Origin of the sequence: Lachnoanaerobaculum sp. ICM7 (assembly GCF_000287675.1) — a bacterium.
Classification (GTDB): Bacteria; Bacillota; Clostridia; order Lachnospirales; family Lachnospiraceae; genus Lachnoanaerobaculum.
The window spans coordinates 85,445-98,021 of sequence record NZ_ALJL01000021.1 but is presented as its reverse complement, the minus strand read 5'-3'; the positions used below and the strand labels follow the sequence as shown (position 1 = coordinate 98,021).

12 protein-coding genes are annotated in these 12,577 nt (G+C 37.4%); 11 read left to right on the top strand and 1 reads right to left on the bottom strand.

All coding sequences use genetic code 11. The features are described 5' to 3' along the window. The first annotated feature begins 11 nt into the window (after positions 1 to 11). The 7 genes from HMPREF1140_RS05545 to HMPREF1140_RS05515 are packed head-to-tail and all read left to right on the top strand — an operon-like array spanning position 12 to position 6,503. Complete coding sequence (locus tag HMPREF1140_RS05545) at positions 12 to 488, top strand: methylglyoxal synthase (RefSeq protein ID WP_007596063.1); 477 nt, start codon at positions 12 to 14, stop codon at positions 486 to 488. A 1-nt stretch (position 489) separates the two neighbouring features. After that, entirely contained in the window at positions 490 to 825 is a 336-nt protein-coding gene (locus tag HMPREF1140_RS05540) for a zf-HC2 domain-containing protein (protein ID WP_007596064.1), read from the top strand. A gap of 10 nt (positions 826 to 835) precedes the next feature. Further along, positions 836 to 3,478 carry a DNA polymerase I gene (gene polA / locus HMPREF1140_RS05535; protein WP_009662906.1) on the top strand — a complete coding sequence of 881 codons (2,643 nt, stop codon included), beginning with the start codon at positions 836 to 838 and terminating at the stop codon, positions 3,476 to 3,478. Continuing rightward, positions 3,478 to 4,038, top strand: a complete 561-nt coding sequence (gene coaE, locus HMPREF1140_RS05530; protein WP_009662836.1) for a dephospho-CoA kinase — start codon at positions 3,478 to 3,480, stop codon at positions 4,036 to 4,038. The genes polA and coaE overlap by 1 nt, the downstream gene beginning before the upstream one ends. Positions 4,039 to 4,042: 4 nt before the next feature. Continuing rightward, complete coding sequence (locus HMPREF1140_RS05525; protein ID WP_009662904.1) at positions 4,043 to 4,837, top strand: MBL fold metallo-hydrolase; 795 nt, start codon at positions 4,043 to 4,045, stop codon at positions 4,835 to 4,837. A 20-nt stretch (positions 4,838 to 4,857) separates the two neighbouring features. Further along, a complete protein-coding gene (locus tag HMPREF1140_RS05520; RefSeq protein WP_009662872.1) occupies positions 4,858 to 5,130 on the top strand; it encodes an ACT domain-containing protein in 273 nt (90 codons plus the stop codon). Positions 5,131 to 5,138: 8 nt separating this feature from the next. Next, the gene (locus HMPREF1140_RS05515) at positions 5,139 to 6,503 is read left to right on the top strand and encodes a PFL family protein (protein WP_009662946.1); all 1,365 of its coding nucleotides are present in this window, start codon (positions 5,139 to 5,141) and stop codon (positions 6,501 to 6,503) included. A gap of 61 nt (positions 6,504 to 6,564) precedes the next feature. On the opposite strand, the gene lepB is transcribed toward HMPREF1140_RS05515, so the two are convergent. Further along, positions 6,565 to 7,104: a signal peptidase I gene (gene lepB / locus HMPREF1140_RS05510; protein ID WP_009662907.1), complete on the bottom strand. Its 540-nt coding sequence runs from the start codon at positions 7,102 to 7,104 to the stop codon at positions 6,565 to 6,567. Between the two features lie 362 nt (positions 7,105 to 7,466). Between lepB and glgB the strand changes: the two genes are divergently transcribed. The 4 genes from glgB (at position 7,467) to HMPREF1140_RS05490 (ending at position 12,576) form a co-directional block, all read left to right on the top strand. After that, the gene (glgB, locus tag HMPREF1140_RS05505; protein ID WP_009662839.1) at positions 7,467 to 9,710 is read left to right on the top strand and encodes a 1,4-alpha-glucan branching protein GlgB; all 2,244 of its coding nucleotides are present in this window, start codon (positions 7,467 to 7,469) and stop codon (positions 9,708 to 9,710) included. 41 nt (positions 9,711 to 9,751) lie between these two features. Then, positions 9,752 to 10,666: a mechanosensitive ion channel domain-containing protein gene (locus HMPREF1140_RS05500; protein WP_051000442.1), complete on the top strand. Its 915-nt coding sequence runs from the start codon at positions 9,752 to 9,754 to the stop codon at positions 10,664 to 10,666. Positions 10,667 to 10,924: 258 nt separating this feature from the next. Beyond that, on the top strand, positions 10,925 to 11,770 hold the full coding sequence (locus HMPREF1140_RS05495; RefSeq protein WP_009662837.1) for an amino acid ABC transporter substrate-binding protein: 846 nt from the start codon (positions 10,925 to 10,927) through the stop codon (positions 11,768 to 11,770). A 155-nt stretch (positions 11,771 to 11,925) separates the two neighbouring features. Next, complete coding sequence (locus HMPREF1140_RS05490) at positions 11,926 to 12,576, top strand: amino acid ABC transporter permease (RefSeq protein WP_009662943.1); 651 nt, start codon at positions 11,926 to 11,928, stop codon at positions 12,574 to 12,576. Position 12,577: the final 1 nt, after the last annotated feature.

Below are 12,577 nucleotides of genomic sequence, written 5' to 3'. Positions count from 1 at the left end.
ATGGAGATATTATGAATAATATAGATAAAGTAACACTTACGATACCAAAAGAGAAAAATATTGCATTGATTGCACATGACGGCAAAAAGCCTGATATTATAAACTGGTGTGAAGAACATAAGGATGTTTTGGCTAAGCATAAATTATACGGAACAGGTACTACAGCCAGACTTATAACCGAAAAAACAGGTCTTACAGTAAAGGGATACAATTCAGGTCCCCTTGGTGGAGACCAGCAGATAGGTGCAAGAATAGTGGAGGGAAAGATTGACTTTGTTATATTCTTTACCGATCCGCTTACTGCGGCACCTCATGACCCTGATGTGAAGGCACTGCTTCGTATAGTTCAGGTATATGATGTACCTATGGCTATAAACAAATCCAGTGCGGACTTTATAATAACATCATCACTTATGGATACCGAATACGATCATGATGTTATAAACTTCAAAGAGAACGTTTCACAAAGGGTTAAGGAAATGTCATAAAATGACTTGCAGAGAAGCCAGAAAGCTCATCATACCCTTTATACATGATGAGCTTTCAATGGAAGAAACAAGAGATTTTTTGCAACATGTAAGGGGTTGCAAAGCATGTATGGATGAGCTGGAAATCTATTATATTGTTGATGTGGGCCTGGATAAGTCGGATGGCGAAGATATCGATTACAATCTGACTGCAGCTCTAAACAGCCATATAAGAGAGGCCTACCAGAAGATTTTTATATTATTCATAGGTAGGGTGCTTAAGTATTCCATAAATACACTGATGTTTTTCGGAGTGTTTATTATTGCCATGATGCAATTACGAATTTGGTTCTTTTAGTAGGAGATATATGAAGAAATTAGTTCTGATAGACGGACATAGTATTTTAAACAGAGCATTTTACGGAGTTCCTGAGCTTTCAAACTCACAAGGATTACATACAAATGCGGTTTACGGTTTTTTAAATATCATGTTCAAGATTTTGGACGAGGAGGCGGCTGATTATATAGCAGTCGCTTTTGACTTGTCTGCCCCGACATTTAGACATAAGGCATATGCGGAATATAAAGGCACAAGAAAGTCAATGCCTGATGAACTCAGAGAGCAGGTTCCGCTTATAAAGGATGTGCTTTCATCCATGAATATACCTATACTTACCAAGGAAGGGTATGAGGCTGATGATATTATAGGAACCATCGCAAAGAGATATCAAAGCGATGAAGTTTTTGTAAGTGTAATATCAGGTGACAGAGATCTTTTGCAGCTGTCCGATAAACATATAAAGATAAGGATTCCAAAGACTTCAAAGGGTGTTACAACAATTCATGATTACCTTCCTGAGGATGTAATGAATGAATATGGAGTTACACCGAAGGAATTTATAGATGTAAAGGCTCTTATGGGAGATACCTCCGATAATGTGCCCGGAGTCCCTTCCATAGGAGAAAAAACGGCTACAAAAATCATACAGGAATATCATTCCATAGAAAATGCAATTGAGCATGTGGATGAATTAAAGCCGCCAAGAGCTTCAAAAGCACTTAGTGAGCATATAGAGGATGCAAAATTTTCAAAGATGCTTGTTACTATAGTGACCGACGCTCCAATAGAAACCGATATTTCGGATATGGAAGTTGGAAATCTCTATACCAAGGAGAGTCTTGAATGGATAAATAAACTTGAGTTTAAATCCTTCCTTAAAAGATATGAAAATGTAGAGATAGAAGCCGGTATAGAACTTGATACAACTGTAATTGACAAACATGATGCATGGGAGAGCCTTTACAATGAGCTGAAAGATTCAAAAGAATTCGGTATTTCCGTATGCCTGGAAGAGACAGCTATAAAGAGCTATCATGTAAATTCGCTTTATGCCATATCAATTACCTTGGAAAATAAATCCTATATCATAAAGGATATAGAAAATATTGCGGACATACTTGAGGAGATTATCCGTTTGGATGCAAGAAAGTATGTACTTTCATTAAAGCCTCTTATAAAGCTTGTAAAAGATATGAAGGCTGCAAAGAACTTCTATGATATTTCAGTGGCGGCATATCTTATCAATCCTTTAAAAGACAGCTATTTTGTAGAGGATATTGCAAGAGATTATATGGGAAGTGCCTGCTCTTCAAAGAGTGAGATGATAGGCAAGGCCAAGCTCAATGAAGTCTTGAGATTTAACGATGAAAAGGCAATAAATTATTTTGCAACAGAAAGCTATGTGGCACTTCATTCCGGAGAAAATATTTTAGCAAAGCTTGAAAGTTTGGAACTTACAGAGCTTTATGAAAATGTGGAAATGCCTCTGATATATTCACTTGCGAAGATGGAAAACACCGGAGTAAGAGTGGATGAAGAAAGGCTGAAAAAATATGCAGATACATTGCTTGAAAAAATAGCAAAGCTTGAAGAAAGCATAATAACAAAAGCCGGAGAAAGCTTTAATATAAATTCTCCAAAACAGCTGGGAGAGATACTTTTTGAAAAGCTCAAGCTTTCAGGCGGAAAAAAGACAAAGACAGGTTACTCCACTGCGGCGGATGTACTTGAAAAGCTTGCGCCTGAGCATGAAATAATAAGAGATATACTTGAATACCGTCAGCTTACAAAGCTTAATTCGACCTATGCTACAGGACTTGCGGGATATATAAGAGAAGACGGCAGAATACATGGTACCTTCAATCAGACAATTACCGCTACAGGACGTATTTCATCGACAGATCCGAACCTGCAAAATATTCCGGTAAGAACCGAGATGGGAAGTAAGATAAGAGATATATTTGTACCGAAGGAAGGCTATGTATTTGTGGACGCCGACTACTCACAAATAGAGCTTAGAGTTTTGGCTTCACTTTCAGGTGATGAAAAACTTATAGAAAGCTATCACTCGGCAGCGGATATTCACGCTGCTACGGCATCACAGGTTTTCCATGTGCCGCTTGAAGAGGTGACACCGGAGCTTAGAAGAAATGCAAAGGCTGTAAACTTCGGAGTGGTTTACGGTATTTCCGCATTCGGACTTTCGGAAGATTTAAGTATATCCAGAAAAGAAGCACTGGATTATATAAACAATTATTTTAAGATATATGGCGGTGTAAAGAAGTTTTTGGACAAACAGGTGGCGGATGCCAAAGAAAAAGGCTATGTAAAGACAATGTTTGGCAGAATCAGACCGATACCTGAGATAAAGAGTTCAAACTTTATGACCAGATCATTCGGTGACAGAGTTGCAATGAATTCGCCTATACAGGGAAGTGCTGCGGATATTATGAAAATATCCATGCTGAAAGTGGATGAGGCACTGGAAAAGAGCGGGTTTGATGCAAGAATTGTATTACAAATCCACGATGAGCTTTTGGTGGAAGTAAAAGAAGATGAGGCGGCAAAAGTTTCAGAACTTGTAGAAAAGGCTATGAAAGAGGCGGTAAGCCTTAAAGTTCCGCTTGAAGTGGATGCTCATATAGGAAAAACCTGGCTGGAGGCAAAATAATGAATATTTTGCTTTTGGGAGGTATAGGCTCCGGAAAAAGTGAAGCCTTAAATATACTTAGAGAAGAGCATTTTGCAAATATCATAGAAGCCGATAAGGTGGCACATTTTTTATATGAAAAAGACAGGGCAGGTTACACTGCCCTTAGGTCTGTTTTTGGGGATATTATACTGGATGATAAAAAAAACATTGATAGAAAAAAATTAGGTGATATACTTTACTATGATAAAGAAAAATTAAAGCTGGTAAACAGTATAATACATCCTTTGGTATATGAAGAAATCAAAAACCGACTTTTAGAGAACAGATTGAATGTGGTGGAGCAGGCACTTATGCCTGATAATAAAGACATCTATGATGAGATTTGGTATCTGCATACAGATATTGAAATCAGGATAGACAGACTTGTATTATCACGAGGGCTTGAAAAAGAGAGAATTGAGCAGATAATCGCAAAGCAGCCGAAAGAGTCGGAGTTTGAGTCTATTGCGGATAAAATTATACAAAATAACGGATCCAGGTCTGATTTGGAGAAAAACATTAGAGAGGCTTTGAGGTGATACTTTGAGACTGGTTAGCTTGGCAAGCGGAAGTGACGGAAATTCCACTTATATAGGCAGTGAGAACACACATATTCTGGTGGATGCCGGTATTTCAAATAAAAAAATAGAGACTAGACTGAATGAATTGGGGCTTTGCGGAAAAGATATTTCAGGAATATTTTTGACACATGAACATAGCGACCATATATCAGGTCTTGAAGTCTTCGTAAGAAAAAATGAAATTCCGGTTTACGCTTCGGAAGGTACGCTCAGATATTTAAAAGACAGAGATAAATACGCTAAAATTAAAGATTATTTTCATATAATACAATCAAAAAAATATACAAGTCTTGGAGATTTGGAAGTTTTGGCATTTGATATAGACCATGATGCAAATGAGCCATTCGGATACAGGGTGGAGTGCGGAAATAAAAAAATTGCGGTAGCTACGGACCTTGGAAGATATACAAAGGATATTGTGGATAATCTTTCAAATCTGGATGCATTACTTATTGAAGCAAATCATGATATCAGAATGCTTGAAACAGGTCCCTATCCCTATGAGCTTAAGAGAAGGATATTAAGTGAAAGAGGACATCTTTCAAATGAAAATTCGGGAAAGCTTATATGCGAGATCTTAAATGAAAATATCAAGAAAATCTTTTTGGGACATCTTTCAGATAAGAACAATCTTCCGGAGCTGGCTCTTGAAAGTGTAAGATATGAAATTTTTGCGGATGAGAGACCTTACAATCCTAAGGATTTTGATATAGAAGTGGCAAAAAGAGATGCTTTATCTGAAATTTGCTATGTGTAGTGTTAGGAATGGAGAATTTTATGAACAAGGTTATAATAACTGTGGTAGGCAAGGATACAGTAGGTATTATAGCAAGAGTATGTACATATCTTGCAGACAATAAAATAAATATATTAGACATATCACAGACAATAGTAAGCGGATATTTCAATATGATGATGATTACAGATATGGAAAATGCCACTGAAAAATTCACAAAAGTTGTTGAGGATTTGGATGCCCTCGGGGAAGAAATCGGAGTAAAGATAAAAGCTCAGAAAGAAGAAATTTTTGAATCCATGCACAGACTCTAGGAGGAAATATGCTGAATATGTTTGAAGTAATAGAGACTAACGACATGATTGACAAGGATCTGTTGGATGTCAGAACTATTACTATTGGAATAAGCTTACTTGACTGTATAGACACGGACCTAAATAAGCTTTGTAAAAATATATATGATAAGATAACAAATACCGCAAAGGACCTTGTAAGAGTAGGTGACGAAATATCAAAGGACTTCGGTGTACCTATTGTAAACAAGAGAATATCGGTCACACCTATCGCCTTGGTGGGTGGAAGCGCCTGCAAGACAAAAGAAGACTTTGTACAGATAGCAAAGACACTTGATAAGGCTGCAAAGGACCTCGGTGTAAACTTTTTAGGCGGATATTCAGCCATAGTTTCAAAGGGAATAACTGAGGCGGACAGACTTCTTATTGAGTCAATACCACAGGCAATGAATGAGACGGACTTTATTTGCAGTTCCGTAAACTTAGGCTCCACAAAGACCGGACTTAATATGGATGCGGTAAGGCTTATGGGTAAAATAGTAAAAGATACCGCAATTATGACAGCGGACAGAGATTCTATCGGTTGTGCAAAGCTTGTAGTATTTTGCAATGCTCCTGATGACAATCCTTTTATGGCAGGTGCATTCCATGGTGTTACAGAGGCGGATGCCATTATAAATGTAGGTGTCAGCGGACCGGGAGTTGTGCGTGCGGCTTTAAAGAGAGCCGAAGGCGAAAACTTTGAGGTGCTTTGTGAGACTATAAAAAAGACAGCATTTAAGATTACAAGAGTCGGACAGCTTGTGGCAAGAGAAGCGTCAAAAAGACTTGGTATTCCTTTCGGAATAATAGATCTTTCATTGGCACCGACACCTTCCGTAGGAGATTCCGTAGCTGAAATACTTGAAGAAATCGGACTTGAAAGAGTAGGTGCACCGGGAACTACAGCGGCACTTGCACTTTTAAACGATCAGGTGAAAAAGGGAGGTGTTATGGCATCTTCATATGTAGGAGGACTTTCAGGCGCATTTATTCCTGTATCGGAGGATCAGGGTATGATAGATGCGGTGAATGCCGGAGCTTTGACTCTGGAAAAGCTTGAAGCAATGACCTGCGTATGCTCTGTAGGTCTTGATATGATTGCTATACCCGGAGATACTTCGGAAGAGACAATAGCAGGTATTATTGCGGATGAGGCCGCTATCGGTATGATAAATCAAAAGACTACCGCAGTAAGACTTATACCTGTTATCGGTAAAGGAGAGGGAGAAGTGGTAGAGTTTGGAGGACTTTTAGGCTATGCGCCTATAATGCCTGTAAACAGCTTCTCATGTGAGAAATTTGTAAACAGAGGCGGCAGAATACCTGCACCTATACATAGTTTTAAAAACTAAATTTAATATCAAAAAACAGGCATATATCATTGATATGCCTGTTTTTTAAATTCAATTCATATTACTTCAACATCTTAAATCCCGGGAAGTAGCGGAAGATTACCTTTGCAATTATTTTCTCTTTATATACATATGGGTGTACCCATCTTCTGGAGTCTGCAGAATTGTTTCGGTTATCACCTAAACAAAAGTAAGCTCCGTCAGGTACTTCAAAATGCATATCGGCCTCGGGTATCATAGGCTCCTTTATATAATCTTCTTCAAGCGGAGTTTCGGAATTGTTCAAATACACTTTGCCGTCCTTGATATCTACAATATCTCCCGGCTCACCGATAATTCTCTTTACATAGTATAGACTCTCATCATCAGGGAATTTAAATATTATGATATCCCCACGCTTCGGTTCCTGGAAAAGATAAGTGAGTCTGAATCCGACAACTCTGTCCCCTGTCATTATAGTATTTTCCATAGACGCAGACGGAACTCTCGAATTTGCTATAATAAAAAGGTTTAAAACAAGCGCTATCACAGCAGCTACCACTATTATAGAAATCCAACTGAAAATTTCTTTTACAACGTCAAAATCTGAATTGTTATTCATCATCTTCTCCAATCTAATTTTCTCTCACAATTTTTTCTTTATTTGAACTCATACTATTTTACGATAATTGAATTTATAATACAACCAAATGATAAAATAATTATGAAAATAATAATAAACATATTTTGGAATACTTTAAACATCTTGTGTTTTGTTTTATGGTATAATAATAGAAGTAAAAAAGTATAATGATGTATAAAAATAATAAGTAATAATAGTCATATTTAAACAGTGTAGTTTATAACATTTACTTTCATGTTTTGCAAAAGAATAGTATAATCTATATAAATGTTATGGAGCGGATAAGTAGGCAGTATATTATCTGAACTGTTACTCATAATGTTAGAAGGAAGGGTTAGGCTATGGATAAGAATTTATATGATTTGATGGATTGGGCAGCGATAGAGGAGATCACTTATTCAGAATGTGACAGACCAAAAAAGATTCTCGGTTCACATAGAGTGGATGGCGGTTTTTTGGTTCAGGCTTTTATACCAAGTGCAAAAGAGATGGCGTTGTTGATTGACGGGAACAAAAATCCTGTTGCAATGCAATGCATGGATGAAGCCGGATTTTTTGCATGCTTTGTGGGAAGAAAGCAGGAGTTTAAATATAAATTTATAGTTAAATATGATAATGAAGCAGAACAGACCATATCAGATCCGTATTCCTTTGACAGTATATACTCCGAGGAAGATTTATCAAAATTTGATGCAGGAATCAACTATGAAATCTATGAAAAAATGGGTGCAAAGCCTATGACAATCTCAGGAGTGGAGGGTGTAAACTTCTCGGTGTGGGCACCTGAAGCTATGAGAGTATCTGTTGTAGGTGACTTTAACCTTTGGGACGGCAGAAGACATCAGATGGAGAGACTCGGTGATTTCGGGGTTTTTGAAATATTTATACCGGGAGTAAGTGTAGGCAGTCTTTATAAATTTGAAATAAAGACAAAAAAGGGAGAGCCTATGTTAAAGTCTGATCCTTATGCATTTTATTCAGAGCTTAGACCGAATACTGCAAGTATAGTTGCGGATATTTCAGGCTTTGAATGGAGTGATGAGGCTTGGATGAAAGACAGAGAAAATATCCAATCTACAAAGATGAATGAATCTGCAGCAATGAATATCTATGAATTACACCTTGGTTCATGGATAAGAAAAGAAATGCAGTATGATGAGAACGGTGAGGAAGTAAACGGCTCTGTATTCTATAATTATCGTGAGATAGCACATAAACTTTCTGTTTACGTAAAGAAGATGAATTATACTCATGTGGAGATTATGCCTGTAATGGAGCATCCGCTTGATGCAAGTTGGGGCTATCAGGTGACAGGATATTACAGTCCTACAAGCAGATACGGTACACCGGATGATTTCATGTACTTTATAAACTATTTACATAAGAAGGGAATCGGAGTAATACTTGATTGGGTACCTGCTCATTTCCCAAGAGATTTGCACGGCCTTGCATGTTTTGACGGTAGTCATTTGTATGAGCATGCAGATCCCAGACAGGGAGCACATCCGCATTGGGGTACATTGATATATAATTATGCAAGACCTCAGGTAAGCAACTTCCTTATCTCAAATGCACTTTTCTGGGCTGATAAATACCATGTTGACGGTATAAGAATGGATGCGGTAGCTTCGATGCTCTATCTTGACTACGGTAAGAACTCGGGAGAGTGGGTTGCAAATATATATGGCGGCAATGAAAATCTGGATGCTATAGAGTTCTTAAAGCATCTGAATTCAATTTACAAAAAGAAAAATCCTTCAAGCCTTTTGATAGCCGAGGAGTCTACAGCATGGCCTAAAGTAAGCGGTGATTTAAATGAAGGCGGACTTGGATTTGACTATAAGTGGAATATGGGTTGGATGAATGACTTCCTTGAGTTTATGAAGCTTGACCCATATTTTAGAAGCGGAGATTATAATGCTTTGACATTCTCACTTTTCTATCACTACAGTGAGAACTTTATTCTTGTTTTAAGTCATGATGAGGTGGTTCACGGTAAGGCTACTCTTGCAGGAAAGATGCCGGGAGCAACTCAGGAAGAAAAGTTTGCAAACTTAAGAGCGGCATACGGATATATGATGACTCATCCGGGAAAGAAGCTTCTTTTTATGGGACAGGAATTCGGTCAGATGAATGAGTGGAATGAAAATGTATCACTTGAGTGGAATCTGCTAGATTACGATATTCACAGTAAGATGCAAAAGTATTCAAAGGCTTTGAATAAACTGTATCTGGATTATCCTGCACTGTATAAGCTTGATTATAATCCTGACGGATTCGAGTGGATAAACTGTACATCAAAGGATGAGAGTACGGTTGTATTCCTTAGAAAGACCGAGAATGAGGAAGACACATTGGTTGTGGTATGCAATTTCACACCGGTTGTTTATGAAAGAGAAATCGGTGTTCCATATAAGGGAACATATACCGAGATCTTCAATTCAGATGATAAGAAGTATGGCGGAAGCGGAGTCGGAAATAAGAGAGCGAAGAAATCTGTTAAGAAAAAAGTGGACGGCAGAGAAAATTCACTTAAGATAAAGGTTCCTCCAATGGCTACAATAGTATTTAAGTGGGCGAAATAGTGGATTTTTATAATATATTAAAAAGCTTTACCGGAATTTATATGACCGGTGAAATAAGTTCAAGTTTACCGAGTATTTCTGAAAGTGAAGTTGCCGAGTCTGTAGCACAGGATATAGAAAAGCTTAAACCAAGTGTTATGATGCAGACTTTAAAAGAGCTTTCTCCGGTATTATTGGCAATAGCCTATAATATTGTAATAGTGATAATTACATTTATTATTGCCGGTCAGGTGATAAAATTTTTATCACGAATGCTTGAAAAGTTTCTGAAAAAGATAAATGTTGATTTGACTGTAAGAAAGTTTCTTCTGTCTACGCTGAAAGTATTACTGTACGCCATGGTAGTACTTGGACTGGCCGGGAGACTGGGAGTAAATCAGGGCAGTGTGGTAGCGATACTTGGTTCTGCAGGTGTTGCGATAGGACTTGCATGGCAGGGAAGCTTAAGCAACTTTGCAGGTGGAATGATAATACTTGTCAGCAGGCCTTTTGTCAGAGGTGATTATATAATTACACCGAAGGCCGAGGGTATTGTAGATACAATAGGAGTAATATATACAATACTTTTGACGGCCGATAATAAGAGAATATCCATACCCAACGGTGCGCTTGCAAACGATGTTATAACAAATGTTACTGCAAATGATACCAGGAGAATAGATATTCAAGTAGGTGTGTCATATGATTCCGATATCAGAAAGGCAAAGAAGCTTATAAAAGACGCCATTGATGAAAACGGGCTGATATTAAAAAATAAAGAGATTTTAACATATGTTAGCGATTTGGCATCATCTGCCGTAATCCTTGGTGGAAGAGCCTGGTGTAAGACTGATGATTATTGGACCGTCAAATGGGGCCTTATAGAAGAAATTAAGGTTAAATTTGATAAAAACGGAATAGAGATTCCTTACAATCAGTTGGAAGTACATTTAAAAGACAATTCTTACGATAAATAAATTTTTACAAGAGCTGTTATACAAAAGTCTATAATATGAGTTGAGCAGATGATCAATATATATTATAGAATTTGATTGGTATAGCGGCTCTTTTTATATAAGTATAAAATATTTCTATACTATAGTAGAGAGATAATGTATTGATAATTACACTTTATCATGGTAGTAAAATAAAGTGTTGACAGATATACTTTAGTATGCTACCATAATGAACTATAAAGAGAAAAAGAAAGTCAAAGAAAGTTATGAGGTGTATTTATGAAAAAAATTTATTTACTTGGAATCTTAGCAACAATTATGTTAGCAGGTTGTTCATCAGCAAAGACTGCAGAGAGCACTTCAGCATCAGCCGATACAAGCGCAGTGGAGAGCAAGGCGGATGAGACCACCACAGCGGCATCAGAAAATAAGACTACTTTTACAGTTGGATTTGATCAGGACTTTCCACCTATGGGCTTTGTAGGAGACGACGGAGAGTTCACAGGATTTGACCTTGAGCTTGCCGCAGAGGTTGCAAAGAGAATGGGCAAGGAGATCAAATATCAGCCTATATCATGGGATGCAAAGGATATGGAGCTTACATCGGGAAATATTGACTGTATCTGGAACGGCTTCAGTATTCAGGGTAGAGAAGATAAGTACACATGGTCAAAGCCATATATGAAAAACGATCAGGTATTTGTTGTAAAATCAGATTCAAGTATTGATTCAATAGAGGATCTTGCAGGAAAGACTGTAGAGGTTCAGACAGATTCATCAGCAGAGGCGGCATTGAAGGAAAACACCGAACTTGCAAATACTTTCGGTAAATTACAGACTGTAGCGGATTATAATACAGGTTTTATGGATCTTGAGATGGGTGGTGTGGATGCCATTGCAATGGACAGTGTAGTAGCAAACTATCAGATTACAAAGAGAGGCGGAAACGGATTTACAGTACTTGATACACCTCTTTCAAGTGAGGAATACGGTGTCGGATTTAAGCTTGGAAATGAAACTTTAAAAAATGAAGTACAAAAAGCACTTGAAGATATGAAAGCGGACGGAACAATGAAAACTATTTCAGAAAAATGGTTTGGTAAGGATGTTACAACTTTAGAGTAAAATTAAGACGCCGACAGATATATGCCGGCGTTTTCTTTTTCTTATAGATATAAGACTTTTATTTTGCAATTCTGCAAAGCTTTAAGAAATAACTTATGGTAGGATTGTAAAATAAAGGATATAATAGTAAGATATTTACACTGATTGGAGATTTTATGAATATTCTTGATATTGCATTAAAGCTTGTACCCGGAATGTTGGTCAGTATACAGATATTTTTTGTCACACTGTTACTTTCACTTCCGCTGGGATTGTTGGTTGCCTTCGGCAGATTGAGTAAAATAAAGTTTATTTCATATCTGTGCAAGATATATATTTCAATAATGCGCGGTACACCGCTTATGTTACAGCTGATGGTTGTATACTTCGGACCATATTATATTTTCGGAGTGTCCACATCGGGAAATTACAGAATAGTTGCTACCATAATAGGTTTTGTGGTAAATTATGCGGCATATTTTGCAGAGATATACAGGAGCGGAATTCAGTCCATGCCAAGCGGACAGTACGAAGCCGCAAAGATATTGGGATATAGTAAATCTCAGACTTTCTTTGTTATAATACTGCCACAGGTAATAAAGAGAATTTTACCGTCTATAACAAATGAGGTAATAACTTTGGTAAAGGATACATCTTTGGCCTTTACAATAAGCGTGGCCGAGATGTTTACAATGGCAAAGGCACTCGCAAGCAGTACAACAAGTATGTTACCCTTTGTGTGCGCCGCATTGTTCTATTATATATTTAATTTAATAGTAGCGTTTGTAATGGAAGCAATAGAGAAGAAATTAGAATATTACAAGTAGG